A 26,780-nucleotide genomic window follows, 5' to 3' on the forward strand; every position below is an offset into this window, starting at 1 on the left:
GGGGGTGTCGAGGGCTTCGTCGAGGGTAAAGGCGAACACGGACAGGTCCAGCCCCAGGCGTGCGGGGAAGGCGAGCTGGTAGGGGTTGGGCATGGGAGTAGTCCGGGTGGTTTGATGACGTTGGCAATCATCAAAGCATGCGCGGTGGCAGGCCAATCAGATAAGGAGGAGTTTGCGGGTGAAAGGTCCAATATCGGTATCAGATGCATTAGCTGGTTCCGATAGGACAGGCCTGTGCGGGCAGTGAAGCAGGTGCGGCATAGCTGTCTGGTGGGACAGCTAAATCAGCGTGCAAGGCAAGGCATATGCGGTCGAACGCCCTTCTCTGCTTGGCCGCTTGGCGGTATCAAAATAATTGATGGGACACGATCAAAATTTAAAACTTTCCCCTTTTCCTTCCCCTGCTTACGGTGTCGGTCTGACTCACGCTCAGACAGGAATGCACATGCAAAAGCAGGTAATCGACCTGAACGCCGACATGGGCGAAAGTTTTGGTCCCTGGCATCTCGGCGACGGTAACGACCCGTCCATCATGCCGCTGCTGTCATCGGCCAATATCGCCACCGGTTTTCATGCCGGCGATCCGGCCACCATGGCCAGCAGCGTCGCACTGGCCAAACAATTCGGTGTGGCGGTGGGCGCCCACCCCGGTTATCGCGATCTGGTGGGTTTCGGCCGGCGCACCATCCAGGCCAGTGTGCAGGAGCTGGTGCAGGATGCGATATACCAGATCGGCGCACTGCAAGCCTTTCTGCAACTGGCAGGCTTGCGCATGCAGCACGTCAAGCCGCACGGGGCCTTGTATATGGCAATGGCAGCCAGCGAAGACCTGTCGTTGGCCTTCTTGCAAGCGCTGCAAGGCTTGTCACCGGCTCTGGCGGTGTATTGCATGGCCGGTTCGGCCACCCACCTTGCGGCAAAGCAGCTGGGGGTAAGGGCCATCTGCGAATTCTTTGCCGATCGTGACTACGATGCCAGCGGCAGCATTGTCTTTACCCGCCAGATGGGCCGGCTCTGCCCCACTACCGTGGCCGACAAGGTGATGCTGGCCTGCCGGCAAGGGCTGGTGGATACCGTGGACGGCCAGCGCATCCCCATCGCATTCGACTCCATCTGCATACACAGCGACACCCCCGGTGCACTGCAACTGATCCGCACCACCCGCAACCGGCTGCTGGAGGCCGGCATCACCATTCGCGCGCCACAAGGCCAAAGCGCCGCCTGAGCCAGCGAAATGCAAGCCATACAAGGAGAAGCCCCATGCCCGAACACCTGATCCCTGCCCCGCTGCCCGGCACCTTTTATCGCCGCCCGGCCCCCGATGCTGCCCCCTATGTGGCAGAAGGCAGTCCTGTAGAAGCCGATACCGTGATTGCCTGCATCGAGGTAATGAAGCAGTTCAATGAAATGACCGCCGGGCACGGCGGACAGTTAATGGCCTTTCTGGTGGAAGATGGCGAGGCCGTAGAGATAGGCCAGCCGGTGGCCAGGGTGCTGACATGAGCCAGCCCATTGTCCTGAAGAATATCCGCCGCCTGCTGGTGGCCAACCGCGGCGAAATTGCAGTACGCATCCTCCGCGCCGCCCGTGAAATGGGGTTGCAGACAGTACTGGCCCACAGCAGTGCCGACCGCGACAGCCTGGCCTGCCAGCTGGCAGAGCTGACGGTGGAAATCGGCCCGGCACCGGCCAGCAAAAGCTATCTGGACATTCCGGCCATTCTGGCTGCCGCCCGCAGTCATCAGGTGGATGCCATTCACCCCGGCTATGGCTTTCTTGCGGAAAGTGCCGAATTTGCCCGCCAGGTGGAAGCCGCCGGCATGATTTTTGTCGGCCCGACCGCCGACACCATCGCGCTGATGGGGGACAAGGCACAGGCGCGTGCCACCGCCCAGGCCGCCGGCGTGGCCACCGTACCGGGCAGCCTGGGCGCACTGGCTGATGTGGCGGCAGCAATGGCCGCTGCCAGCGACATCGGCTACCCGCTGCTGATCAAGGCAGTGGCCGGTGGCGGCGGTCGTGGCATCCGTGTGGTCGACAGCGCCGCTGCATTGCCGGCCGCCTTTGCCGCCGCCCAGCGCGAGGCGCAGAGTGCCTTTGGCGATGGTCAGTTATATCTGGAAAGATTCATGCCGCAGGCGCGCCATCTGGAAGTGCAAATCCTGGGCGACGGCCAGCGGGTGATTCATTGCTACGAGCGCGAATGCTCGCTGCAACGCCGCCGCCAGAAAATCATGGAAGAAGCCCCCTCCCCGGCACTGGATGCGCAGCAGCGCGACCGCCTGTGTCAGGCCGCCGTCCGGCTGGCACAGTCGGTAGCCTACCGCGGGGCCGGTACGCTGGAGTTTCTGTTTGATCAGGGCGCGTTCTATTTCATCGAGATGAATACCCGCATCCAGGTGGAACACCCGATCACTGAAATGGTGACTGGCCTCGACCTGCTGCGCGAAATGCTGCTGATTGCCGACGGCCAGCCCTTGCGCTGGCAGCAGCAAGACATCCGGCTGCGCGGTGCCGCCATCGAATGCCGCATCAATGCCGAAGACCCGCAGCAGGACTTCCGCCCCTCGCCCGGCACCATCCAGAGCCTGCAACTACCCGGCGGACCGGGCGTGCGCGTGGACAGCATGCTGTACCCGGGCTATGTCATCCCGCCCTATTACGACTCCATGCTGGCCAAGCTGATTGTGTGGGACGAAAGCCGCGAACGCGCGCTGTGCCGCATGCGCCGCGCGCTGGGCGAACTGCATATCAGCGGCATTGCCCACACCGGGGGCCTGCATCTGGCCTTGCTGGCCGATGCCGATGTACGTGCCGGACGCTACCACACCCGCTTTCTGGAACAGTGGCTGACACACTGGCAAGGCAGTGAAACCGCGGCCAGTCCGGGGGCCAGCAGCGTGGGGAGGCTGGCATGAGCATTCGCTACACCTTTGGCGGCGACGAATTCCTGTTTGCCGAAATCAGCGAGTCGATGTCGCTGCCCGCCTGCTTTACCGGCATGGCCATCACCGAACGGCTGCGCCAGCAGCGCTGGCCGGGGATACTGGAAATCTGCCCGGCCAATGCCTCGTTCCAGCTGCGCTTTGACCCGGACATCCTGCCGGCGGAACAATTGCTGCAAGGGCTGCGCCAGCTGGAGCAGTCGGTCCAGGACAGCCCGCCGCTACTGGACACCCGGCTGCTGGAAATCCCGGTCTGGTATAACGACCCCTGGACGCGGGAAGTGGGGGCGCGCTTTCGCCAGCGTCATCAGGACCCGCAATCCACCGATCTGGAATACGCGGCGCGGATCAACGGGTTTGACTCGGTAGACGCCTTTATTGCCGCCCATAGCGGTTCGCCGTGGTTTGTCTCCATGGTGGGCTTTGTCGCCGGCCTGCCCTTTCTCTACCAGATGGTGGAACGCGATCAGCAGTTGCAAGTACCCAAGTACCTGAGCCCGCGCACCGCCACCCCGCGCCAGACCATCGGCCATGGCGGCTGTTTTGCCTGTATTTACTCGGTAGAAGGGGCTGGTGGCTACCAGATGTTCGGCATCACGCCGGCACCGATTTACGACCCGCAGCAAAGCCTGCCCTATCTGGCCGACAGCATGGTGTTGTTCCGGCCCGGCGATATTGTCCGCTTCAAGCCCATCACCCAGCAGCAATACGCAGCGGCCATCCAGGCGGTGGCTGCGGGCAGCTTCCAGCTGGATATCTTTCCGGTCCGTTTCGACCTGGCAGACTTCCTGGCCAATCCGCAAGCCTATGCACAATCACTACCGGGAAGCCGCCATGCACATTAAAGTCATCAAGCCCGGCCTTGCCAGTTCGGTACAGGACGCGGGCCGCAACGGCTACTATCACCTGGGCATTCCGCCTTGCGGCGCACTGGACCAATACTCGTTCCGCGCCGCCAACCTGCTGCTGGGCAACCCGGAAAGCGCTGCCGTGCTGGAATGCACGCTGCTGGGTCCGCAGCTGCAATTCAGCGTGGCCTGCCGCATTGCCGTCTGCGGTGCTGCCATGCAGCCACGTATCAATGGCCAGCCACAGCCCACACATCAGGTTTTGTCGATTGCCGCGGGGGATACGCTGGATTTCCTGCCGGCCACCGCCGGCATGCGTGCCTATCTGGCGGTTAGCGGCGGCATCGACGTGCCAGAAGTGCTGGGCAGCCGTTCAACTTATACGCTGGGCAGCCTGGGTGGGTATCTGGGCCGACGCTTGCAGGCTGGCGATAGCCTGCCACTGGGCCTCGCGCCGGCAGCGGTGGCGCCGCTGGGCCGCAGCCTGCCGGCAGCACTGTGGCGCAGCCTGCCGCAGCGGGCGACGGTCCGGGTATTGCCCGGCTTGTATGCCCATCGCCTCACGGCGTAATCGGCTGCACGTTTCTATCAGGAGCCATGGACGGTGGCCTCGGAGTCCGACCGCACGGGCTACCGGCTGAGAGGCGGCATGCCCTTGCAGTTTCAGCCACGGGAAGCGCCATTTGGCGCGGGGGATGATCCGTCCAACATCGTGGATGCCGGCTATCCCATCGGCTCGATCCAGCTGCCGGCTGGCAAGGAGGCCATCATCCTGCTGCGCGATGCCGTCTCCGGCGGGGGGTATGCCATGGTGGGCACGGTCATCAGTGCCGATCTGGACGTGGTGGCGCAATTACAGCCCAATCAGGGGATCACCTTTGCCGCAGTCGACATGCAGGAAGCCTTGCAGGCACGCCAGCAGTATCAGGCCGGTTTGCAGCAATTGCGCAAGGCGGTGCAAGCCTGCTGAGCCGACCCATCCTGGCTGACGATGGCATTGCGTCCGGCCTGCTTGGCGGCATACAGGGCCTGGTCGGCATGGCGGTACAGATCGCTGAAGCTAGCGCCCGCAGCATGCACGGCCAGGCCCATGCTGACGCTGTAGCGCAGGCTGCCGCTGTCGGTCACCACCTGCTGCGCGGCCACGGCCTGACGCAGGCGCTCGGCTACACGCATGGCCTCGGCAGGCGGTGTGGCCGGCAAGGCAATGCCAAACTCTTCGCCCCCCATGCGGCCGATATAGTCGCCAGCCCGCAGCTGCCGCCGAATCAGCTCGGTAAAGGCCACCAGCACCCGGTCACCGGCCTGGTGGCCATGGTTGTCGTTGATGCGCTTGAAGAAATCCAGGTCGGCCAGCACAAAGCAAAAGGCATCGCCGCTGATATGGGCCCGCTGCAGGTCGGCCACGATGCGCGACTCGAAACTTTGCCGGGTCAGCGTGCCGGTCATGCCATCGCGCTCGGCACGCCAGGTGGCATCGCTCAGCAGCTGCTGCTGCACCATGGCCGCCGCCAGCATGGACAGACCGGGCACCAGCGCCGCGGTCAGGCTCATCGACAGCACATTGACCAGCGTATTGGCAAACAGGTCGGACAGATTGCCAAAACCAGCGCCGTAATAGATGGCGCGCGATGCATGCAACAAGGCGGTGGCCGTGCTGCAGCATGCGCCCAGCCAGTAGACGGCCGCGCCCTGCCCCGGCGGGCGGTGGCGCCACAGCAGGTAGGCCGTGGCGACAAACACCACGGCAATGCCGCCCGAGGCAATGATGACGCGCAGCCGGATCACATCCTCCACCAGGGTGAACCACAGCAGGCCAGCAAGGGCGCAGCACACCAGTAGCAACCAGCCACGGGCGTGGGTGGGACGGCCGAGGAAACGGGCGCAACCGATATAGAACAGGCTGGCGGCAAGCAGACCCAGCCCGTTGCTGAGTACCACGCTGAACACCAGCGGCAGCACGGCACGCAGCCCCAGTGCCGGCAGATAGGCCACCATGGCGATATTGGCGGCAATCCAGCTGCGGGTGCCCGCCACACCGGCCTTGCGCAGGGCCAGCAGTTGCGCCAGGATGCAGGCGCACAAAATATCGGTTACCAGAAAAACCGGCAGCAATACGGGGACGCTGGCAGATGCGGGCATGGGGCTTCCGGACTGAAAACGGCGATGGCAGATGCTATATGCACTACCGGGCCGGCACAACAAAAATAACACTCATATGGCATGAATTGTCACTACTGGCAGCGCCCAGGCTGCAGCACGGGCCCTCATAGCAGCATGCCGCGGGCAAGATCGACAGTACACCCGGACCACGGCGCAGCGACGAGGACAGGACAAGAGCAGTTCCTGCCATGCCACTGGCTGATTGATCCACGGTCTATACCTTCAGCTTGCCCACCCCGGCGCGCACGACCTCTCAGCGCGGCTGGCCCTCCTTAATGGCCGGCCTGGGTCTTGCCCTCCTCCCAGCCCCCGCCCAGCGCCAGGAACAGATTGACCTGATCCTGTGCCAGCTGGCTTTCGGCGCTGGCCACGGCCATTTCATTGCTGACCAGGGTGCGGTCGGCATCCAGGCTGGACAAATAGGGTGAGCGGCCTGCCTGATACAGGCGGCGGTTCTGCGCGGCGGCCTGTCGGGCACTGTCGCGCGCGGTACGCAGCAATGCCAGCCGCTGCAAATCCTTGCCATACAGGCTGAGGCTGGTTTCCACCTCACGCAGGGCATTGAGCACCACCCCGTCGAAGTGGGCCAGCGCCGCCGCATTGTCGGCCTTGGCCGCGGTCACCCGCGCCCGGGCACCGCTGTCGGGAATGGTCCAGCTGATCAGCGGGCCATAGCCGAAACGCTGGGTGGAGCGCTGCCCCACATCTTCCAGCAGGCCGGTAAAGCCGGCCGATGCCCCCAGCGTGATGCTGGGGTACAGCTCGGCCGTGGCCACGCCTATCATGGCGCTGGATTGTGCCAGCTTGCGCTCGGCCTGCTGCACATCCGGCCGCCGCGCCAGCAAGGCCCGGCCGTCGCCCACCGGAATGGCTTGCGCCAGCTGTGGCTCCTGCGCGCAGGCCAGTGCCGCAGGCGGCAGCGCCTCGGCCGGGGTTTGTCCCAGCAGCATGGCCAGGCGATAACGCGCGGCATCACGCTGCGCCTGATAGGCCGGCAGGCCGGCCGCCACGCTGTCGGCCTGCGCCTGGGCGCGCAGTACATCGGTGGCGGTGAGCCGGCCGGCACCGGCCAGGCGGCGCGTCAGTTCCAGCTGTTTCTGCTGCAGCGCCGACTGCTGTTGCAATACCTGGTAGCCGTGATTGGCCGAGCAGATCTGCAGATAGCTGCGCACGGTTTCGGCGGTCACGGTGATGCGCGCCAGATCGCGGGCGGCGGCACTGGCTTCGCTATTGGCTTCGGCAGCCTCGTCGCCGCGTCTGAGCTTGCCAAACAGGTCAAGCTGGTAGGCCACACGGATGCCCTCGTCTCCCAGATTGCTCACCGGCAAGGGGACGTCCAGCAACATGCTCTGGCCGGAGATACGCGCCCGTTCGGCCGATGCCGACAGTTCGGCATGCGGCCCAGCCTCGGCACTCACCTGGCTCGCCACCGCCAGTGCCTTTTGCAGATTGGCCGTGGCCGCGCGCAAATCGGTATTGGCCTGTTGCGCCTGCTCCACCAGCTGGTTCAGCACCGGGTCGTGGTAGAGCTGCCACCAGCGCGGGGCCACCGGCTGGCTGGAGGTCTGCCGGCCATCGGCATTGGCAAAGCGGCCCTGGGCTGCCTGGCGTTGCATGACCACGCCGGCCGGCAGATGGTAATCCGGGCCGACGCTGGTGCAGCCGGCAAGCGCGGTCAGCGCCAGCAGCAGGCTGGCAGGATACAGCCGGCTCACGGCTGCTCTCCCTTGCCGGCCACCACGGCCACGGTGGCGGTGCGCCCGGCAATCATGCGGAAGTCGGCCGGAACCTCATCCAGGGTGATGCGCACCGGAATGCGCTGGGCCAGCCGCACCCAGTTGAAAGTGGGATTGACATTGGGCAGCAGGGTGGCGCCATTGCTGCGGTCGCGGTCTTCGATACCGGCGGCAATGCTCTGCACATGACCGCGCAACTTGTGCGTCTCGCCCATGATCTGGATTTCCACCGGCTGGTTGACCCTTACCCGGTTCATCTTGGTTTCTTCGAAATAGCCATCCACATGGAAGGAATGGGCATCCACCATCGACAACACCGGCTTGCCGGTGCTGACGTAATCGCCCACCCGTGGGGTGCGGTCGTTAAGGTAGCCATCCACCGGGCTGCTCACCACGGTGCGCTGCAGATTGAGCCGGGCCACTTCCACCGCGGTGGTGGCCGCGGCGACGCTGGCCTCGTCCTGCTGCACACGGGCTTCGCTCTGCTCGATGTTTTCCTTCGACACCAGATCACTCAGGCCACGGTTGCGTGCGGCCTCGCGTTTTGCCTGCAGCAGCCCGGCGTTCTGCTGCGCCAGCGCCGCTTCTGCCTGCTTGAGTGCCAGCGCGTAACGGGCGCGGTCGATGACAAACAACACCTGGCCGCGTTTCACCAGCTGGTTGTCGCTGACTTTCACCTCGGTGATCAGCCCGGACACGTCCGGGGCGATCTGCACCACGTCGGCGCGGATATGCCCATCGCGCGTCCACGGCGCATTGGTGTAGTAATCCCACAGATAACGGCCCACCAGCACCGCCGCCACCACCACGATCAGGGTCAGCACCACCGGCCCTGCTTTGCCTATCAGCTTTTTCATCATTACCATCCGCGAGTCAGCACGACGAAACCGCCGAGCACAATCACATACAAGGCAAAGTTCATCAGGGAACGGTGCCATACCAGTTTGTAGAAGCCCAGCTGACCCAGCAGGATGCGCAGGCCGGCGGTGACGCCAAAGGCCAGCACCATCAGGATCAGCAGGCTGGGGAAATACACCCCGTAGATTTCGATTTCACCAATCACGGTGTCGAACCTCCTGCAGGCAAGGGTGGGCTGACTGCCATGGCATAGCTGCCGGCAGCCGGAAACAGGGTGATGCGCAATTCAACCAGCGCATTGAGCACGGTGAGCAGGTGGTGGTCGCTGCGGCGGCCGCTGGCCAACAGCTGATTGAGCGCATCGTCGATACATTGCAACAGGCGCACATCGGCCTGCGGCTGCTGGCGCTGTGCCAGCGCCTGGCGGTAATGCCGCTCCACCGCGTCCAGCACTTGCTGCACCGCCACGCCGGCGGGGCCGGCCTGGGCATTTTCTTCCCGCTGCAAATGCAGCACGCTGAAACCGGCACGCAGCTCGTTGAACACCTGTGGCAATTGCTCATTGCCGCTGGCCGCCAGCCGCGGAATCAGCAGGCCCAGCCGGTCCAGCATGCGTGCGGTGAGCCGGGTGTAATCATCCAGCCGGCGGCCCGCCGCAGTTTCGGCCAGATCATGCCAGCTGGCCCGGCGCAGCCGGCGGATGGCCAGCTCGATGCCAAAGGGGCGCACCAGCAGGCTGAACAACAGCGCAAACGACACCCCCACCACGGTAGCCACATTGCCATTGAAGAAGGCGGTGAAGTCGGTGTCGTAGGCGCCTTGCAGGCTGAGGAAGGTGGCGGTGTTCACCGTCAGCATCATGGCAATCATGGTGAACTGCGGCCGGGTAAACAGGGTGCCCACCAGCAGGAAAGGGATGGCCAGCATGGCCACCAGCATTTCAAAGGTATAGGCCGCCGGAATCACCATGAACAGCAGCACGGTGGTCAGGGCAATGCTCACCACCGCCCAGATCAGGAAGGTGCGCATCATCGGGGCCGGTTCATCCAGCGCGGCAAAGAAGCAAGAGGCAATGGCCACCATGATTACCGCCCCGGCACCATCGGTCCACCCCAGCTGTATCCACAGCTGGCAGGCCAGGAAAATCGCCACCGACGCCTGCAGCGAGGAAAACGCCATCATGCCGTAATCGTAATGCCGCGCCGTGCCGCCCACCGGCCAGTGCCGATAGGCCGGCTTCCACTGGAAAGTGGGATGCTCCTCGGCAATCAGTTGCTGCAGCAAGCGGCAGTCCAGCCACAGATTGATCAGCGATTGCAAACGCGCCAGCCCGTGGGCAATCAGCAGCGCCTGCCAGCTGTCACCGCTGGCGATCAGCTGCTTCAGCGCCGCCAGCCGTCGTTGCAACAGCGGCGCTTCGCGGCGGATGTGGCCCAGGTCGGGGCTGGCCATCCACTGCGCCACCTCGTGCATCAGCGCGCTCAAGCCGGCCGGCATGCCATCCTGCTGCCGCAGCAGCGCCTGCTTGGTTTCGGTCAGCGAGGACAAAATCGGCAGCAACATGCTCATGCGGCCACGCAGCTCGCGGGCGTTTTTCACCATGGCAAAACTGGTGGTGTCGTAAGACAGGTGGGAGATGAACTGATCCAGTGCCAGGATGTCCGCCGCCAGCTTGTGGCGGCTGGCATGCATGGGCTGGCTGGCGGCAGCGCTTTGCTGCAGCAGCTCGCAGGCCCAGTCGCGCGCATCTCCCAGCCAGCTGGCGATGCGGGCAGAGAAAATGGGCGCCACCTTGCCCGGCCACACCAGCGCCGACACCACGCTGGCGCACAGGATGCCGAGCAGGATTTCCTCACTGCGCGCCAATGCCAGATCGAAAATGCCTTCCGGGCTATTGAGCGCCGGCAAGGCAATCATCGGCAGCGTATAGGCCGACAGCATGAACAGATAGCTGCGCGGGGTGCGGTCCAGCAGCGAAATGCTCAGCAGCGTGCCGGTCCACAGCGCCACCACCAGGCTGAGCAGGGTGGGCGCATTGACAAACAGCGGCAGCAGGATGACCGCGGCCGAGGCGCCCAGCAAGGTGCCGCCAATACGGTAGACCGCCTTGGAACGGGTGGCCCCGGTCAGCGGATGCGATACCACATATACCGTGGCCATGGCCCAGTAAGGACGCGGCAAGGACAGCGCCATGGCCAGATACAGCGCCAGCATGGCCGCAGCAAAGGCCTTGGCCGAAAACAGCCAGTCACGCCAGCCCGGCAGCGTCATGCGCGCGCCTGGCCAGCCATGGCTGCCAGTTCGGCCACCAGTTCCGGCCGCTGATAGGCGGATTCCACCGCCGCAAACACACGCAAGGTGGCTTCCAGATCGGCCGGCGCCACGTCCTTGAACACCAGCGCACGCAAATCCACCAGCTCGGCCTCGATCTTGTCGCTCAGGGCACGGCCTTGCTCGGTAAACCACAGGGTATTGGAGCGCCGGTCCACCTTGTCCTTTTCACGACGCACCAGGCCGGCACTGGCCAGCTGGTCGATAACCCGCACCAGCGATGGCCCTTCGATGCCGATTTCCTCGGCCAGCGCCACCTGGTTGATGCCCTCGCCCAGCCGGCCAATGAAAATCAGCGCCGATGCACCCGGCGCGGTCAGGCCATGGGTAAGCACCACTGCCTGGGAAATCTGCCGCCATTTGCGCCCGGCATGCATGATGGCACTGGTGATGCCTAGCCGTAGTAAATCGACACTGTTCATAATGCTTCGCATGTAAATGATTTGATTACTAATCAATTATAGGGAACAGCCAGCCTGGCAGGCAACAACTTTATCGCTGTTGCTATTGTGCTACTGGCGCTGGCACTGGCGCGGCGGCAAAGGCGCAGCAGCCGCCAGCACGCGCTTCAGTCAACGATAGTTGACAGCAACAGCGCATGCACAAAATGAAAAAGGCCCTGATTGCTCAGGGCCTGCTTGACGGCAACAGACTCAATCACCGTGGCGATAATAGCCATCGCGCCAGTCGTGGCCACGCCAGCCGCGATCATGCCAGTCGCGGTCATGCTCGTGCCGCTCCTCATGCCAGTGCGGATAGCGCGGCGGCTCCACATAGCGCACAGGGGCGGCATAAGCCACCGGCTGGTACACCGGCACCGCCGCCGGTGCCGGACGGTAAGCGCGGTAGTCGTCACGCTGATAGGCCAGCGCGGTGCCCACGCTGCCACCCACGGCGCCGCCGATGATGGCGCCATTGCGGCCACCGATGGACTGGCCGACAGCGGCGCCCACCGCGCCACCCAGTGCACCACCCAGAATGGCGGAAGCATCGGCATAGGCCATGCCGGTAAAGGAAAGCGCCAGCAGCGCGGGAATCAGGATGCGGGTTTTCATGGACTGGACCTCCAGTGCGTTGATACCAGTCCAGATTAATCAATGTCAGGTAACCGCTTGTAAAACAGTGTGAAGAACCATTGCCTGCCCCACCCTGCGACATATCTGCACACAGATGGCCGAGGCGGCCGGAGACAGGCCATGCCCAGCAAATTGCATGCATGCAGCATCAGAATCGCTATAATGCCGCTTTCCCACGCTGTCACCACCATTCATGCGCAACAGTTTCCCGCGTAAACTCATTTTCCTCAGCAGCCTGGTATTTGCCGCCCTGCTGTTTGGTACCAGTGGCTACATGCTGGTGGAGGGCTGGAGCTTTTCCGACAGCCTGTTCATGACGGTGATCACCCTGGCCACCATCGGCTACGGCGAAACCCACAACCTGTCCCTGGCTGGCCGTTATTTCACCATTGCGCTGATCGTGTTTGGCACCGGCGTGGTCGGTTATGGCATTTCCTCCCTCACCCTGATGCTGTTCCAGGGCGACCTGCCGCTTTATCTGAGACGAAAGAAAATGGAAAAACTGATTGCGCACATGCGCCAGCACACCATCATTTGCGGGCTGAGCCACACCGGGCGCTACGCGCTGGAAGAATTGCTGGGCACCCACCACCAGGTGGTGGTGATCGAAAAGGACGAAGCCAATATCGCCTTGCTGCAAGAGCGCGATGTGCCCTTCATTGTGGGCGACGCTTCCGAGGATGAGAATCTGACCGCCGCCGGCATTGCCCACGCCCGCGCGCTGATTTCCTGTCTGAGTGCCGACGCCGACAATGCCTTTGTGGTGGTGACCGCCAAGAACCTGAACCCGGCAGTGCTGGCGGTGGCCAAGGCGGAAAACGAAAGTTCGCGCAAGAAGCTGCTGGCGGTGGGCGCGGACAATGTGGTGATTCCGTCCCACCTGGGCGGCATGAATATGGCCAATATCGTGGCCCATCCGGAAACCCTGCACTTTTTCGAGCATCTGCACCAGCGCTACCCCAACCAGTTTCATGCCCAGATCCATGTGCTGGAAGAACGCTGGGAGGGCCAGCCACTGGGCAGCTTTCTCAAGGAAGGCTTCGGGAGCAAGGCCATGGTGATTGCACTGGAACGCAGCCCGGGCGAGGTGGAGTTTTCTCCCGGCCCGGAAGTCATCATGCATAGCGGCGAATCGCTGCTGCTGATCCGCAACCAGCAAGCCGCCAACTGAGCGCGGCACACGAAACAAGGGCCGATGCATGTGCATCGGCCCTTGCCCCTCAACGCCAGGCGCTAACGGCGGCGTGCCAGCCGCTGCAATACCGCTACCAGGGTATCGACTTCCTCGCAGGTGTTATAAAAAGCCAGCGAAGGCCGTACCGTGGCTTCCAGCCCGAAGCGCCGCAGAATCGGTTGGGCGCAGTGGTGGCCGGAGCGCACCGCAATGCCTTCCTGATTCAGCGCCTTGCCCACTTCCTCGGTGCGATAGCCCGGCAGCACAAAGGACAGCACGCTGGCCTTGTTGGCTGCCGTGCCGACCAGGCGCAAACCCGGTACCGACTGCAGGCCGTGGGTGGCATACACCAGCAGGTCGTGCTCGTAATGGGCAATGGCTTCCAGCCCGATACGCTCGACATAGTCGATGGCTGCGCCCAGGCCCACCGCGTCCGCGATATTGCCGGTGCCTGCCTCGAACTTGTTGGGCGCCGGCTGATACAGCGTTTTCTCGAAGGTGACATCGGCAATCATATTGCCACCCCCTTGCCACGGCGGCATGCTGTCCAGCAATTCCTGCTTGCCGTACACCACGCCAATGCCGGTGGGTGCAAACACCTTGTGCCCGGAGAACACGAAGAAGTCTGCATCCAGCGCCTGCACGTTCACCCGCATGTGCGATACCGATTGCGCCCCGTCCACCAGCACCCGCGCCCCGGCGGCATGCGCCAGCGCCACGATTTCCTGTACCGGCGTCACCGTACCCAGTGCATTGGATACCTGGGTGATGGCCACCAGCCTGGTGCGGCTGTTCAGCAGCTTGCGGTATTCGTCCAGCAGGATCTGGCCGCTGTCATCCACCGGAATCACCCGGATTTTGGCGCCGCTGGCTGCTGCCAGCATCTGCCAGGGCACGATGTTGGCGTGGTGCTCCAGCTGCGACACCACGATTTCATCGCCAGCGCCGATATTCTGGCGCCCCCAGGTATTGGCCACCAGGTTGATGGCTTCGGTGGCTCCGCGCACGAAAATCACCTGATCCGGGCTGGGTGAGCCAATAAAGCGCGCCACCTTGTTACGGGCCGCTTCATAGGCATCCGTCGCCCGTGCCGCCAGCTCATGCGCGGCACGGTGGATGTTGGAGTTTTCGTGCTGGTAGAAATAGGCCAGCCGGTCGATCACCGCTTGCGGCTTGTGCGTGGTAGCGGCGTTGTCCAGCCAGATCAGCGGCTTGCCATTCACCCGTTCGGCCAGGATGGGGAAGTCACGGCGCACGGCGTTCACATCGAAGCCATGGCCGCGACTGGCCACCTTGCGGTCGAAATCCGGTGCCTTGCCATGCTGCGGCCACTCCTCGACAAAGTAATAGCCGTGGCTGTTACCCTGCGCCGGAGTTGCCACCACCGGCTGGCGACTGTCACCGGCCAGCAAGGCACGCAGCTCATCCGCCCCGGGCAGGCCGAAGGACTGCGCCGTCACCCGGTCATCCACCGCTACATCCGGTGCAGCGGAGGGATAAGCCGAGGATTCGCCGATAAAGTAATACGGCGAGGACGGCACGGCTGACCCGGCCAACGACGGCGCGGAAGGCTGGGCGGCAGCCAGTTGCGGAATGGCCGCGCCATAGCCTTGCGGCACCGCGTAGGCATGCGGGCCACCCCGGCCAAAGCCATCCAGTGCCGCCGGTTCCGGCGTGTGTGCGGCGGCCGCAGCAGGCTGCGGCGACAGCTGCGGGCCAGCCACGTCCAGATTCAGTCCGCTGGCGGCAGGTGGCAGGCTGCCTGGCTGCTGTCCCGGCAAGGCGCTGAAGAAGGCATTGGCCAGATTCGCCAGCTGGGCGACATCCGGCAGGCCGTCTGGCAGGCCGGCAGGCTTACTTGTAGGTATCTGGGTAGTCATGGTACTTGCCAATCTCCACGTCTTCGAGCACGGCCAGCGCATCTTCGGTCAGCACGGCCAGCGAGCAATACAGCGAAATCAGGTAGGACGCGATGGCGTTGCGGTTGATGCCCATGAAGCGCACCGACAGGCCCGGGCTCTGCTCGCCGGCCACACCCGGCTGGTACAGGCCGATGACACCCTGACGCTTTTCACCCACGCGCAGCAGCAGGATTTTGGTCTTGCCGTCTTCGTCGATAGGCAGCTTGTCCGACGGGATGATGGGCACACCGCGCCAGGTGATGAACTGCGAACCGAACAGGCTCACGGTCGGCGGCGGCACGCCACGACGGGTGCATTCACGACCGAAGGCGGCAATGGCCAGCGGGTGGGCCAGGAAGAAGCCCGGCTCTTTCCATACCTTGGTCAGCAGCTCGTCCAGATCATCCGGGGTCGGTGCGCCAGTCAGGGTGGAGATGCGCTGGGTGTCGTCGACATTGGCCAGCAAGCCGTATTCCGGGTTGTTGATCAGCTCGGATTCCTGCCGCTCCTTGATGGTTTCGATGGTCAGGCGCAGCTGTTCCTTGATCTGGTCGTGCGGGCTGCTGTACAGGTCGGACACGCGGGTGTGCACGTCCAGCACGGTGGTCACCGCATTCAGGAACAGCTCACGCGGGTGCTCTTCGTAATCGACAAAGGTTTGCGGCAGTTCGGATTCGTCGCGCTGCGAGCAGGCCACTTGCACACCGGCAGCATTTTTCACCCGGTTCAGCCGGAAAATGCCCGCTTCTACCGGCGACCATTGCAGCAGGTGCACCAGCCAGCGCGGGCTGATGGTGGACAACTGCGGTACGGTTTTGGTGGCATTGGCCAGCTGGCGCGCGGCGTTGTCGCCCAGTGCCTGTTTGATGTCCTGATGTTGAGACATGTCTGCTCCATAAGGGATGGTGGAAGAAACAAATTGCAGGCAACACAGCCCCCTTGCCGGCGGCCTGCAGGCAATACTCCGCCAAGCCCGGCAGCTTGCCGCAGGGCGGTGGGGTAATTCATCGGAATTGTCTTAAATGAGCGAAGGACCGAGCCTGAATCAGCCCTGCAGGCTGGCCTGGCTGATCTGGCTGCCCGGTGGCACGCTGCGGGTGAGCCAGACATTGCCGCCTATGCTGGAAGCGCGGCCGATGGTGATGCGCCCCAGCACGGTGGCCCCGGCATAAATCACCACATCGTCCTCCACGATGGGGTGGCGCGGCTGGCCCTTGAGCAGGCTGCCATCCTCGCCCTGTTCGAAGCGCTTGGCACCCAGGGTGACGGCCTGATACAGCCGCACCCGCTCACCGATGACAGCAGTTTCGCCTATCACCACGCCAGTGCCGTGATCGATGAAAAAGCCGGCACCGATCTGCGCACCGGGGTGGATATCGATACCGGTTTCACCATGGGCAATTTCGGCGATGATGCGGGCAATCAGGGGCAAGCCAGCGCGATACAGCAAGTGCGCCAGGCGGTGATGCAGGATGGCGTTGATGCCCGGATAGCACAGCAGCACTTCATCCACACTGCGCGCTGCCGGGTCGCCCTGCCAGGCGGCGGTGATGTCGGCATCCAGCAGGCGGCGCTGGTCGGGCAAGGCAGCAGCAAACTGCTGGACGATGCTGACAGACCGGGCCTCCGACTGCGCCTCGCTGTCTTCTGCCGACAAACCGTTCAAGCGGGCGCTATAGCGCAGCTCCAGCACCACTTGTGCCGCCAGCGCATCCAGCGCCACCGCCAGACTGTGACCAACGAAAAAGTCCTCGCTGCTGTCACGCAGGCCGGGCGGGCCCAGCCGCATCGGAAACAGCGCAGCAGCCAGCGTGGCCACGACGTCACGCAAGACGGCACGGGACGGAAATTCACGGGTGGAAAAATCCCGCAAACGGCCCTGGCTTTGCCGCCAGTCGGCACGCGCCGCATGCAGGGCGCTGACTACACTGTCCAGATGCCAGTCGTGTACCACTGGCTGGGAAGGACCAAAGGGGCGGACCAGATCATTCATGGCTTCACTCGCTCTATCGTCAGTCGGGCCTGGGCCGGGTTTCAGTCTTGCTGCCAGGGCAGGTTCCAGTAACGCCAGCCACCCACATCACCGCGCTGGTTCTGGCTGTCCAGATCGCCCTCGAAACCTTCCAGCACGTTGTACACCTGGGTAAAGCCGGCCTTGGCAGCTGCCTCGGCCGCGGCGGCGGAACGCTTGCCGCTGCGGCACAGCAGCACCACGATGCTGTCCTTGCCGCCGGCCTTGTTTTCCAGCTCGCGCAGGAAACGCGGGTTCTTGATCAATGCCGTACCGGTCTGCCAGGCCACATGCAGCGAGCCAGGCACCTGGCCGACGAATTTGCGCTCTTCTGCCGTACGCACATCCACCAGCGTGGCCACACCGGCCTCCACCAGCGACCAGGCTTCCAGCGGGTAGAGTGCGCCGGTATAGGCAAGGCCGCTGTCTGCCGCACGCAGGCGGGCAATTTCCAGCAGTTCTGCGCTGGCTGTTACCGCATCGGTGGCGCTGAGTTGATGGCCGGTCGGGCCGGCCTGGCTGGTGCTGACGGGGGAATGCAGTTGGCTCATGCGGGTCTCCTTGCGCTGCTTGATCTGTTGCGTTGCAGACCAATATACGCGGCAGCGTGCCGCCGACTAAGCAAGAAAAACTGCAGTGATTATGAAGAAAATAGATAACCATGCCGCTCTTATGGCATTTTCTGGAATAACAAAAAGAATCTTCGTGTTCTGAGCAGGCAGGTGCTTACAAAACGATTGAAAGCAGGTAATGCATGGCTTGAAAAAACAAAAACGGGATGGCCGTAGCCATCCCGTCCGGGGCAGTCAGATCGTGCGTTTCAGGCTTAGAAAGCCGGAATCACCGCACCCTGGTACTTGGTTTCGATGAACTTCTTGGCTTCCGGGCTGTTCAGCGCAGCAGCCAGTTTCTTGATGGCGGCGCTGTCCTTGTTGTCCGGACGGGCAACCAGCAGGTTGGCGTACGGCGAGGTGGTTTCGGTAAACAGGCCATCCTTCTTCGGGTTCAGCTTGGCTTCCAGCGCGTAGTTGGCATTGATCAGGGCGATATCCACCTGGTTCAGCACGCGCGGCAGGGTAGCGGCTTCCAGTTCCTTGATCTTGATGTTTTTCGGATTGGACACGATGTCCTTGGTGGTCGGGTAGATGTTCTTACGGTCCTTCAGCTTGATCACACCGCCCTGATCCAGCAGCAGCAGCGCACGGCCGGCATTGGTCGGGTCATTCGGGATGGCCACGGTAGCGCCCTGCGGCAAGTCAGCCACTTTCTTGTACTTGCTAGAGTAAGCAGCAAACGGCTCGATGTGCACCGGCTTGGACGCCACCACCAGGTGGGTGCCACGGTCCTTGTTGAACTTGTCCAGATACGGAATGTGCTGGAAGAAGTTGGCATCCAGCTGCTTTTCTTCTACCTGGGTATTGGGCAGCACGTAGTCATTGAACACCTTGACTTGCAGGTCGACACCTTGCTTGGCCAGGGTGGGCTTCAGGGCTTCCAGGATTTCAGCGTGCGGCACCGGGGAAGCAGCCACCACCAGTTTTACATTTTCGGCGTGTACGGCCAGGGCGGCCACGCTCAGGCTCAGGGCAGCAAACAGCTTGGAAACACGTTTCATCTTTATTATCTCCAGATCAATGGGCAAAGGGGGTCCATACAGCCGGTCAAGTCCGGCTGCACAGGGATTCACAACAAAGGGAATACAGTAATGTGCTGGCGGCTGAATCAGCCGAAGCGACAGCGACGCACCAGGGCATCGCCGGCAGTTTGCAGGGCTTGCACCAGCACCAGCAGCAGGGCCACGGTGACGATCATCACCTCGGTCTGGAAGCGCTGATAGCCGTAGCGGATGGCCAGATCGCCCAGGCCACCGCCGCCAATCACCCCGGACATGGCGGTATAACCCACCAGCGCCACGGCGGTGACAGTCGCCGCGCCAATCAAGCCAGGCATGGCTTCTGGCAGCAGCACCTTGAACACGATCTGCGGCAGCTTGGCGCCCATGGACTGGCTGGCTTCAATCACGCCACGATCCACCTCGCGCAGCACGTTTTCCACCAGACGGCCAAAGAAGGGAATGGCCCCCACCACCAGCGGCACGATGGCACCAGCCACACCGATAGAGGTACCCACCAGCAGCAGGGTGAGCGGAATCAGCACAATCAGCAAAATGACAAAGGGCAGCGAGCGCAGCACATTCACCAGAAAAGACATCACCGCATACAGCCGCGGGCGGGCGCGCAGCTGGCCCGGTGCGCTGATGTACAGCAGCACGCCCAGCGGCAGGCCGAACACAATGGTAAACAGCAGGGACACGCCCAGCATGGTCAGGGTATCCAGGGTGGCAGTGCCGATTTCCGGCCAGTCCACCGTCAACAACAGGCTTGGGTCGAATCCGCTCATGCCAGCACCTCGCAACGTACACCCTCGCGGGCAAAAATCTCCGGCAAGGCCGGCAGTTCCACATCAGACGCCACCACGCCTACCAGCAGCTGGCCGCAAGGGGTGTCACGGATTTCGCTCAAGGTGCCGCTGAGCAGGTTGACGCGCAGGCCGGTTTCGCGGCCTACCTTGTCCAGCACCGGGCTGAGCGTGGGTTCACCGACAAAGGTGAGCTTGAGCAGCGGCACGCCAATGCGCGCACGCCAGGCGTCAACACGCTCGCCCTGACCAAAGCCGGTTTCGGCCAGCAGGCTGCGGGTGACGGCATGCTGCGGTTGCAGGAACACATCCAGCACACTGCCCTTTTCCACCACCTTGCCGTGATCCATCACCGACACGTGATCGCACAGTTGGCGAATCACCCGCATGTCGTGGGTAATCAGCACAATGGTGAGATTGAGCTGTCGGTTGATATCGGCCAGCAGGGCCAGAATGGAATCGGTGGTTTCCGGGTCCAGCGCGGAGGTGGCTTCGTCACACAGCAGCAGGTCCGGGTGATTGGCCAGCGCACGGGCAATGCCCACGCGCTGCTTTTGCCCGCCGGACAATTGCGACGGACGTTTATCCTTGTGATCGGCGAGGCCCACCAGTTGCAGCAATTCGTCCACCCGCGCGTCCATTTGCGCCGGGCTCAGGGTAGCTGCCAGTTCCAGCGGGAAGCGCACATTACCGGCCACAGTGCGCGAACGCAGCAGATTGAAATGCTGGAACACCATGCCAATGCGCTGGCGGCGCAGTTGCAGCTCGGCTTCCGGCAAGGCGGTGAGTTCCTGCTCGCCCAGCGTCACCGTGCCGCTATCCGGGCGCTCCAGCAGGTTGAGGCAACGAATCAGGGTACTTTTACCGGCCCCCGAGCGGCCGATGATGCCGTAGATTTCTCCGGCGGCCACTTGCAGGCTGACATCGTCCAGTGCGGCGATGCTGCGGCCTTCATGGCTGAAATGCTTGCTGAGATTGCGTACTTCTATCATACCGTCTGCGTTCTATCCCCTGCCCTGGTCGGGCAGAAAGCGGGTGAGCGACGGGGGATAACCCGTCAGGAGTGGCAAGTCTAGCGATTGTTGTTACAAACCAAAAATAATAAAAATTTTGTTGTATATCGTTTTGGAGAATATTGGATACAGAAAACTGCATGCGCTTGTCTTCCAGCACAGGCCAAGACGGCCAGCCTGCGCTGGAAGACCAATGTCCACTCAGGCCAGGGTGGCGATCGACACTTCGGTGGATTTGACGAAGGCCACCACCGGCGAGCCCACCTTCAGCTGCAGCTCGCGCACCGAGCGGGTGGTGATTACCGAGGTGACAATGCCGGAGGCGGTTTCCACATCCACTTCGGACAAGACCGGCCCTTCGATGATTTCCTTGATCACGCCCTTGAACTGGTTGCGCACATTAATGGATTGAATGCTCATGCTCTGCTTTCTATGTAATGGAGTTACAAGGCCCAATGCAGCTGCGAGAAATGCAGCGACGCGAGCGGTATTTCATTGATTAACGGGGTAGTAAAGGAAGGCCCTTGCAGCACGCGTTGCAGGATGTGCTGCTCCAGCGCGACAAAGCGGCTATCGGCCGGGTCACGGCTGCGCGGCAAATCTACTGGCAAATCCAGCGCCACGCGGCCCGCTTCCAGCAGGACTACACGGTCGGCCAGGGTCACGGCTTCGCTGACATCGTGCGTCACCAGCACCGTGGTGCAGCCATGCTGCTGCCACAGGCGCTCGATCAGACCCTGCATTTCCAGCCGGGTCAGCGCATCCAGCGCGCCCAAGGGTTCGTCCAGCAATAATAAGGACGGCTGATGCACCAGCGCCCGCGCCAATGCCACCCGCTGGCGCTGGCCACCGGACAGCCGGGCCGGCCATTCCTGCGCCCGGTCAGCCAGCCCTACTTCAGCCAAAGCCTGCTCGGCTTCGCCACGACGATTTGCTGGCAAGCCCAGCGCCACATTGTCCAGCACGCTCTTCCACGGCAGCAGGCGGGCTTCCTGAAACATCACCCGCACGCTTTGCCCGGCCGGCTGCTGCAACATGCCGCCATCGGCCTGATCCAGCCCGGCCAGCAAACGCAGCAAGGTGCTCTTGCCGCCGCCGGAGCGCCCGACAATAGCCAGAAACTGTCCCTGCGGAATATGCAGGTCGAGCGCATCCAGCACCACGCGCTCGCCAAAGCGCCGACTCAGGCCCTGCAACAGGATGGGACTGCTGGTCTTGAGATCATCCAGTTTCATCATGCTCTCCTCAGGCGGCCTTGAAGTAGGACGGATGCCAGCGCAGCCAGCGTTTTTCCAGTGCGCGGGCGGCTACATCCACCACCTTGCCCAGTGCGGCATACAACAGGATGGACAGCACCACGATGTCGGTTTGCAGGAACTCGCGCGCATTGGCCGCCAGATAGCCGATGCCGCTGGTGGCGGACAGGGTTTCCGCCACGATCAGGATGATCCAGGCAATGCCCAGTGCGTAGCGGATGCCCACCAGAATCGACGGCAAGGCACCGGGCAGCACCACCTGCCAGAACAGGGCTTTGCCACTCACGCCATAACTGCGCGCCATTTCCAGCAGCTGCGGGTCGAGCGAGCGAATGCCGTGATAGGTGTTGAGGTAGACCGGAAACAGCACCCCGAAGGCCACCAGAAACACCTTGGCCGATTCATCAATGCCGAACCACAGAATCACCAGCGGCAGGATGGCCAGCGGCGGGATATTGCGCAGCATCTGCAAGGTGGTGTCGAACAAGGCCTCACCCAGTCGGGATACCCCGGCCAGCAGGCCGAAGGCCAGACCAAGGCCGGCACCGATGACAAAACCGCTGGCCACACGCGCAAAACTGACCGCCAGATGGCGGAACAGGTCGCCACTGCTGAGCAATTGCCAGAAGGCCACCAGCACTTCGCTGGGTGCTGGCAGAACCCGGTGGTTCAGCCAACCGGCCAGCGAGGCAATCTGCCAGCCGATCACCAATAACAGCGGCACCAGCCAGGGCAGCAGGCGCTGCCACAGCCCGCGGGCGAATGAGACAGAACGTGACATGGGCGCTCCTCAGGAAGCCGCCGCCAGGCGGGTTTCATTGGGCAACAGCTGATTGGCCATCACCTCGCCTGCCGGCTGCTGGCCGATGCTGGCCTTGAGACGGTCCGGCAGATGCGGGAACAGCAGCTCGGCCACACGGTAGGCTTCGTCCAGGTGCGGGTAACCGGAGAATACGAAGGTTTCGATGCCCAGCTCGGCGTATTCCTGCATGCGTGCCGCCACGGTGGGTCCATCCCCCACCAGCGCCGTGCCTGCGCCGCCACGCACCAGACCAATGCCCGCCCACAGATTGGGCGAGATTTCCAGCTTGTCGCGGCTGCCGCCATGCAGCGCAGCCATGCGGCGCTGGCCTTCCGAGTCGGCTCGCGCCAGGGTTTTCTGTGCATTGGCGATGGTGGCGTCGTCCAGACGGCTGATCAGCCGGTCGGCCGCAGCCCAGGCTTCTTCATTGGTTTCGCGCACGATGATGTGCAGACGGATGCCAAAGCGCACCGTCCGGCCCAGCTTTGCCGCCCGCGCCCGCACATCGGTAATCTTCTTGGCCACTTCCGCTGGCGGCTCGCCCCAACTGAGGTAGACATCCACATGCTCGGCCGCCAGATCATGCGCAGCATCCGACGACCCACCGAAATACAGCGGCGGATAAGGCTTGCTCACCGGCGGATACAGCAACTGGGCATCGCTCACCTTGATGTGCTTGCCGTCCAGATTCACCTTGTCACCGGCCAGTACGCCCTTCCAGATATGCAGGAATTCGCTGGCGGCTTCGTAGCGCTCGTCGTGGCTGAGCCAGCTGCCATCACCGGCCAGTTCCACCGGGTCGCCCCCGGCCACCACATTCACCAGCAGGCGACCTTGCGACAGGCGGTCAAAGCTGGAGGCCATGCGTGCCGCCACCGTGGGCGACATGATGCCGGGGCGCACTGCCACCAGGAATTTCAGCTTGCGGGTGGCCGGAATCAACGTGGCGGCGGTCACCCACGGGTCTTCGCACGAACGGCCGGTGGGAATCAGCGCGCCATCAAAACCCAGGCTGTCGGCCGCGCGGGCAATCTGGGTGAGGTAGTCCAGATCCACGGTGCGCGCACCTTCCGGGCTGCCCAGATAACGACCATCACCATGGGTGGGGAAAAACCAGAAAATCTGCATGTCCATTATTCCTGTCTTGTTCTTTGCTTGTTCTTGAATTGCGCTCAGGGCTTCCATACCGCGTCCTGCACCTTGATGGCCTTGGGAATCAGGCCCAGTGCGTGGAAGGTATCGGCCACTTGCTGTTGTTGCTGGATGGTTTTGGCATTGACATAGCTGACGCTGTAGTCCGGGTGACGGCTGAGCATGGCGGCATAGGTTTCCGCTTCCAGCCCGGTGTAGCCGGACAGGGTTTTGGCTACTTGCTGCACATCGCCGCGCAGCTGTTTGTTGTTGTCGGTCAACGCCTTGAACACGATGGCAATCACCTTGGGGTTGGCCTGGGCAAAGTCACGTGCCGCCAGATAGAAGGTGTTGTTGGCGCTCAGCCCCTTGCCGGTGGACAGCACACGCACACCACCGCCACGGGTGGCCGCTGCGTAGTACGGGTCCCAGATGCTCCAGGCATCGACGCTGCCGCGTTCGAAGGCGGCACGCGCCTCGGACGGTGTCAGGTAAACCGGGGTGATGTCGCTGTACTGCAAGCCGGCTTTCTTCAGTGCGGCCACTGTCAGGTAGTGCGCGCTGGAGCCCTTGGTAAAGGCCACGCGCTTGCCCTTGAGATCGGCCAGCTTCTTGATGGGCGAACCGGCCGGTAGCAGAATGGCCGACGATTCCGGCTTGGATGGCTCCTGGCCGATATACACGATATTGGCCCCGGCAGCCTGGGCGAATACCGGCGGTGAGTCACCAGTCATGCCGATGCTGACACTGCCGGCATTCATGGCTTCCAGAATCGGTGGGCCGGCCTGGAATTCATACCATTTCACCGTCACGCCCAGCGGGGCCAGTTGTTTTTCCAGCGTGCCTTGCGCCTTGAGTGACACCAGATTGATGGCACTTTTCTGATAGCCGACATTCAGGTCCAGCGCGTGGGCTGCCAGCGACCAGCTCGCCAGCACGGCGAGACCCAGCGTTTTTTTCAGGAGGGATAGAGTCATGATGAAGTCCGGAATTACAGGCTGATCAGCCGGGAAATGAAATCGTTGGCATAGCGCGGCGCATGCGGGGCCGGGGCATTCACCCCCAGCAGCGCGGCAAACTCATGCACGGCGGTTTGCAGGCGCTGTTCCAGCTCCTCGGCCAGTTCGGCCTCCCCATTGGCATTGGCGCCGATTTGCGACTCAACCGCATACACCCCCTGGTGGATGGCACTGGCCTTGAGCGCTGCCAGCACCGGCTTGATGGAGTAATCCACCGCCAGCAAATGGCCGGGGCTGCCGCCGCTCACCAGCGGCAATACCGGTTTGCCGGCGAGGCCGCCTTCGGGAATCAGGTCCAGCAGCACCTTGAGCGCACCGGCATAAGCCGCCTTGTACACCGGAGTGGCGATGATCAGCCCGCTGGCCGCACCGACCCGCTGCTGGAATTCCTGGATTTGCGGATGGGAAAACTGGCCGTGCAATAGCGCATCGGCCGGGAAGTCGTGAATGCTGATGGTTTGCAGCTCGATATCCAGTGCAGTCAGCGCAACGCGGCTGCGCTCGATCAGGCGCGCGGTGCGCGAGGTTTTACTGGGGCTGCCGAGAATGGCGAGAACGGTCATGGGTGGGGTTTCCGCAGTGCGTCATGGCAATGAGCAGCACCTTAGCAGAGCCCTGTTATATCCATAACCAATAATAATTGGACTTGTTAGCAGAGAAAATGCTAATGAAACAATGTGATTTACTTAGCGCAGCCAAGGAAAAAGCCTAGTGGCGCGCTGGCAAGGCGCACCGGTGCAGACAGTAGCAGCCGTAAGGCAATAAGGCGCAGGGCTTTGCTTGGCGGCTACAGGTGACAGACAGACAAAAGCCCGTGCTGCTGGTGTGCGGCACGGGCTGGCTGATGGCAGCTTCAAGCCGGGCTCAAGCCTGGGCTTGGTCGTCCTGAGCGGCGTCGCTGGTGCTGTCGTCCTTCTTCTCCAGCATGTCTTCCAGTGCGCCCGCACCCTTGAAACCGGCCACAGCGGCAATGCCCTTGGTCAGGAGGCCCGCATCCGGGTCCAGCTTCTCGGCTGCTTCCACCGCAGCAATGGCACCGGCTACTTCACCCAGGGTATCCAGCAGTCCCATGATATCTCCTTCAAAGTCATTGAAATGAAAATTTATAATGCCAGAAGTCGATGACATGGCAAGCTTGCTCGGTTCACCAAGCGCAAATGGCGCCAGCGAGGAGACCAATCCGGCCACTGCGCCAGGCCAGCGCCCGCCTGTCCAAAAAACCGCAGTTGCCGCACAATATGCGTCCAGCCAGACTGCGAGGCCAGCATGCGCCATCATTTGTTGATCATCGATCCCCAGAACGATTTTTGTGACCTGCCGCACGCTGCCCTACCGGTCAGCGGCGCCAATGCCGACCTGGCGCGGCTGGCCCAGCTGATCAAGCAGCACGCTGCGCGGCTGGACGGCATTACCGTGACGCTGGACAGCCATCATCGCTACGACATCGCCCACCCCGCCTTCTGGCGCGGCCCGCATGGCGAGCAGCCGCTGCACACCCCGATCAGCCTGGAGGATGTCGACAGCGGACGCTGGCTGCCGGCCGACCCGGCACTGCTAAGCGAGGTGCGCGCCTATCTGCAGCAGAGCCAGCTGTATGTGTGGCCGCCACACTGCCTGGTGGGCAGCTGGGGACACACTATCCATCAGGAGCTGAACCAGGCATTGCAGCAGTGGGAATGCCAGCGGCTGCGGGTGATACAGCTGCTGTTCAAGGGGCTGAACCCGCTGACCGAGCACTTTTCCGCCTTTGAGGCCGATGTGCCGCGTGCCGACGACCCTGCCACCTGCTTCGACCACCAGCAGCTGGCCGCACTGCAGGCAGCAGACCGCGTGCTGGTGGGCGGCGAAGCCTTGTCACACTGCGTGGCCAGCTCGGTGCGCAGCCTGCTGCGTCATCTGGGGCCAGACTTCGCCCGCAAGCTGATCCTTCTGGAAGACTGCAGCAGCCCGGTGCCAGGATTCGAAAAACAGGCGGCGGACTTTGTCGCCGAAATCCGCCAGCTGGGCGCCAGCCTGCAGCGCAGCACTGCGGTATTCGACTGAGACTTCACCAGCAAAAAGGGCGTGCCCACAGGCACGCCCTTTGCACATTAACGGC

27 protein-coding genes and 2 pseudogenes are annotated in these 26,780 nt (G+C 62.8%); 7 read left to right on the top strand and 22 right to left on the bottom strand.

Annotated elements, in window-relative coordinates:
- The first annotated feature begins 445 nt into the window (after positions 1 to 445).
- The 5 genes and pseudogenes from DFR38_RS17115 to DFR38_RS21605 all read left to right on the top strand — a co-directional run bounded on the left by DFR38_RS17115 (position 446) and on the right by DFR38_RS21605 (position 4,763).
- On the top strand, positions 446 to 1,225 hold the full coding sequence (locus DFR38_RS17115; protein ID WP_059287644.1) for a 5-oxoprolinase subunit PxpA: 780 nt from the start codon (positions 446 to 448) through the stop codon (positions 1,223 to 1,225).
- A gap of 35 nt (positions 1,226 to 1,260) precedes the next feature.
- Positions 1,261 to 1,503, top strand: coding sequence for an acetyl-CoA carboxylase (locus DFR38_RS17120; RefSeq protein WP_059287643.1), 243 nt, complete (start codon positions 1,261 to 1,263; stop codon positions 1,501 to 1,503).
- Positions 1,500 to 2,918 carry an acetyl-CoA carboxylase biotin carboxylase subunit gene (locus tag DFR38_RS17125; protein ID WP_110313671.1) on the top strand — a complete coding sequence of 473 codons (1,419 nt, stop codon included), beginning with the start codon at positions 1,500 to 1,502 and terminating at the stop codon, positions 2,916 to 2,918. The genes DFR38_RS17120 and DFR38_RS17125 overlap by 4 nt, the downstream gene beginning before the upstream one ends.
- Entirely contained in the window at positions 2,915 to 3,790 is an 876-nt protein-coding gene (locus DFR38_RS17130) for a 5-oxoprolinase subunit B family protein (RefSeq protein ID WP_059287631.1), read from the top strand. Before DFR38_RS17125 ends, DFR38_RS17130 begins: the two co-directional genes overlap by 4 nt.
- Positions 3,780 to 4,763: pseudogene (locus DFR38_RS21605) on the top strand (5-oxoprolinase subunit C family protein). Before DFR38_RS17130 ends, DFR38_RS21605 begins: the two are co-directional and overlap by 11 nt.
- Here DFR38_RS21605 and DFR38_RS17140 read toward each other — a convergent pair.
- The 7 genes from DFR38_RS17140 to DFR38_RS17170 all read right to left on the bottom strand — a co-directional run bounded on the left by DFR38_RS17140 (position 4,718) and on the right by DFR38_RS17170 (position 11,936).
- Positions 4,718 to 5,935 carry a GGDEF domain-containing protein gene (locus tag DFR38_RS17140; protein WP_110313672.1) on the bottom strand — a complete coding sequence of 406 codons (1,218 nt, stop codon included), beginning with the start codon at positions 5,933 to 5,935 and terminating at the stop codon, positions 4,718 to 4,720. The pseudogene DFR38_RS21605 and the gene DFR38_RS17140 sit on opposite strands and share 46 nt — an antisense overlap.
- Positions 5,936 to 6,228: 293 nt before the next feature.
- Positions 6,229 to 7,671: an efflux transporter outer membrane subunit gene (locus tag DFR38_RS17145; protein WP_110313673.1), complete on the bottom strand. Its 1,443-nt coding sequence runs from the start codon at positions 7,669 to 7,671 to the stop codon at positions 6,229 to 6,231.
- Positions 7,668 to 8,549, bottom strand: a complete 882-nt coding sequence (locus DFR38_RS17150) for an efflux RND transporter periplasmic adaptor subunit (protein WP_059285480.1) — start codon at positions 8,547 to 8,549, stop codon at positions 7,668 to 7,670. Before DFR38_RS17150 ends, DFR38_RS17145 begins: the two co-directional genes overlap by 4 nt.
- A 2-nt stretch (positions 8,550 to 8,551) precedes the next feature.
- The gene (locus tag DFR38_RS17155) at positions 8,552 to 8,755 is read right to left on the bottom strand and encodes a DUF1656 domain-containing protein (RefSeq protein ID WP_059285457.1); all 204 of its coding nucleotides are present in this window, start codon (positions 8,753 to 8,755) and stop codon (positions 8,552 to 8,554) included.
- The gene (locus tag DFR38_RS17160) at positions 8,752 to 10,821 is read right to left on the bottom strand and encodes an FUSC family protein (protein WP_110313674.1); all 2,070 of its coding nucleotides are present in this window, start codon (positions 10,819 to 10,821) and stop codon (positions 8,752 to 8,754) included. The genes DFR38_RS17155 and DFR38_RS17160 overlap by 4 nt, the downstream gene beginning before the upstream one ends.
- On the bottom strand, positions 10,818 to 11,315 hold the full coding sequence (locus tag DFR38_RS17165) for a MarR family winged helix-turn-helix transcriptional regulator (RefSeq protein WP_233170471.1): 498 nt from the start codon (positions 11,313 to 11,315) through the stop codon (positions 10,818 to 10,820). The genes DFR38_RS17160 and DFR38_RS17165 overlap by 4 nt, the downstream gene beginning before the upstream one ends.
- 219 nt (positions 11,316 to 11,534) lie before the next feature.
- A complete protein-coding gene (locus DFR38_RS17170) occupies positions 11,535 to 11,936 on the bottom strand; it encodes a glycine zipper domain-containing protein (protein WP_110313675.1) in 402 nt (133 codons plus the stop codon).
- 214 nt (positions 11,937 to 12,150) lie between these two features.
- Between DFR38_RS17170 and DFR38_RS17175 the strand changes: the two genes are divergently transcribed.
- Positions 12,151 to 13,128 (top strand): potassium channel family protein, encoded by a 978-nt coding sequence (locus DFR38_RS17175; RefSeq protein ID WP_059287545.1) that lies wholly within the window; start codon positions 12,151 to 12,153, stop codon positions 13,126 to 13,128.
- A 62-nt stretch (positions 13,129 to 13,190) separates the two neighbouring features.
- Here DFR38_RS17175 and DFR38_RS17180 read toward each other — a convergent pair whose 3' ends face one another.
- From DFR38_RS17180 to DFR38_RS17245, 15 genes and pseudogenes are all read right to left on the bottom strand, one after another.
- Entirely contained in the window at positions 13,191 to 15,011 is a 1,821-nt protein-coding gene (locus DFR38_RS17180; protein ID WP_110313676.1) for a family 2A encapsulin nanocompartment cargo protein cysteine desulfurase, read from the bottom strand.
- Positions 14,986 to 15,918, bottom strand: a complete 933-nt coding sequence (locus DFR38_RS17185) for a family 2A encapsulin nanocompartment shell protein (RefSeq protein ID WP_059285573.1) — start codon at positions 15,916 to 15,918, stop codon at positions 14,986 to 14,988. The genes DFR38_RS17180 and DFR38_RS17185 overlap by 26 nt, the downstream gene beginning before the upstream one ends.
- Positions 15,919 to 16,077: 159 nt before the next feature.
- Positions 16,078 to 17,025, bottom strand: coding sequence for a serine O-acetyltransferase EpsC (gene epsC, locus DFR38_RS17190; RefSeq protein ID WP_059285572.1), 948 nt, complete (start codon positions 17,023 to 17,025; stop codon positions 16,078 to 16,080).
- A 41-nt stretch (positions 17,026 to 17,066) separates the two neighbouring features.
- Positions 17,067 to 17,594, bottom strand: coding sequence for a rhodanese-like domain-containing protein (locus tag DFR38_RS17195; RefSeq protein ID WP_059285571.1), 528 nt, complete (start codon positions 17,592 to 17,594; stop codon positions 17,067 to 17,069).
- A gap of 275 nt (positions 17,595 to 17,869) precedes the next feature.
- The gene (locus tag DFR38_RS17200) at positions 17,870 to 18,658 is read right to left on the bottom strand and encodes a MetQ/NlpA family ABC transporter substrate-binding protein (protein WP_059285570.1); all 789 of its coding nucleotides are present in this window, start codon (positions 18,656 to 18,658) and stop codon (positions 17,870 to 17,872) included.
- A gap of 107 nt (positions 18,659 to 18,765) precedes the next feature.
- Complete coding sequence (locus DFR38_RS17205) at positions 18,766 to 19,443, bottom strand: methionine ABC transporter permease (protein ID WP_059285569.1); 678 nt, start codon at positions 19,441 to 19,443, stop codon at positions 18,766 to 18,768.
- On the bottom strand, positions 19,440 to 19,670 hold the full coding sequence (locus DFR38_RS21920) for an NIL domain-containing protein (RefSeq protein WP_374556928.1): 231 nt from the start codon (positions 19,668 to 19,670) through the stop codon (positions 19,440 to 19,442). The genes DFR38_RS17205 and DFR38_RS21920 overlap by 4 nt, the downstream gene beginning before the upstream one ends.
- 51 nt (positions 19,671 to 19,721) lie before the next feature.
- Positions 19,722 to 20,453, bottom strand: a pseudogene (locus DFR38_RS17210) (methionine ABC transporter ATP-binding protein); the annotation flags it as partial.
- Between the two features lie 222 nt (positions 20,454 to 20,675).
- The gene (locus DFR38_RS17215; protein ID WP_045844948.1) at positions 20,676 to 20,894 is read right to left on the bottom strand and encodes a TOBE domain-containing protein; all 219 of its coding nucleotides are present in this window, start codon (positions 20,892 to 20,894) and stop codon (positions 20,676 to 20,678) included.
- Between the two features lie 23 nt (positions 20,895 to 20,917).
- The gene (locus tag DFR38_RS17220; protein ID WP_211310778.1) at positions 20,918 to 21,709 is read right to left on the bottom strand and encodes an ATP-binding cassette domain-containing protein; all 792 of its coding nucleotides are present in this window, start codon (positions 21,707 to 21,709) and stop codon (positions 20,918 to 20,920) included.
- 10 nt (positions 21,710 to 21,719) lie between these two features.
- Positions 21,720 to 22,511, bottom strand: coding sequence for an aliphatic sulfonate ABC transporter permease SsuC (gene ssuC, locus DFR38_RS17225; protein WP_110313678.1), 792 nt, complete (start codon positions 22,509 to 22,511; stop codon positions 21,720 to 21,722).
- Between the two features lie 9 nt (positions 22,512 to 22,520).
- Positions 22,521 to 23,660, bottom strand: coding sequence for an FMNH2-dependent alkanesulfonate monooxygenase (ssuD, locus tag DFR38_RS17230; RefSeq protein WP_204377443.1), 1,140 nt, complete (start codon positions 23,658 to 23,660; stop codon positions 22,521 to 22,523).
- A 44-nt stretch (positions 23,661 to 23,704) separates the two neighbouring features.
- Positions 23,705 to 24,640 (bottom strand): sulfonate ABC transporter substrate-binding protein, encoded by a 936-nt coding sequence (locus DFR38_RS17235; RefSeq protein WP_059285566.1) that lies wholly within the window; start codon positions 24,638 to 24,640, stop codon positions 23,705 to 23,707.
- 14 nt (positions 24,641 to 24,654) lie between these two features.
- A complete protein-coding gene (gene ssuE, locus DFR38_RS17240) occupies positions 24,655 to 25,245 on the bottom strand; it encodes an NADPH-dependent FMN reductase (protein WP_059285565.1) in 591 nt (196 codons plus the stop codon).
- A 301-nt stretch (positions 25,246 to 25,546) separates the two neighbouring features.
- Positions 25,547 to 25,753 (bottom strand): hypothetical protein, encoded by a 207-nt coding sequence (locus tag DFR38_RS17245; protein WP_059285564.1) that lies wholly within the window; start codon positions 25,751 to 25,753, stop codon positions 25,547 to 25,549.
- Positions 25,754 to 25,948: 195 nt separating this feature from the next.
- Between DFR38_RS17245 and DFR38_RS17250 the strand changes: the two genes are divergently transcribed.
- Positions 25,949 to 26,725 carry a cysteine hydrolase family protein gene (locus tag DFR38_RS17250; protein WP_110313679.1) on the top strand — a complete coding sequence of 259 codons (777 nt, stop codon included), beginning with the start codon at positions 25,949 to 25,951 and terminating at the stop codon, positions 26,723 to 26,725.
- Positions 26,726 to 26,780: the final 55 nt, after the last annotated feature.

Source organism: Aquitalea magnusonii, assembly GCF_003202035.1.
Classification (GTDB): domain Bacteria; phylum Pseudomonadota; class Gammaproteobacteria; order Burkholderiales; family Chromobacteriaceae; genus Aquitalea; species Aquitalea magnusonii.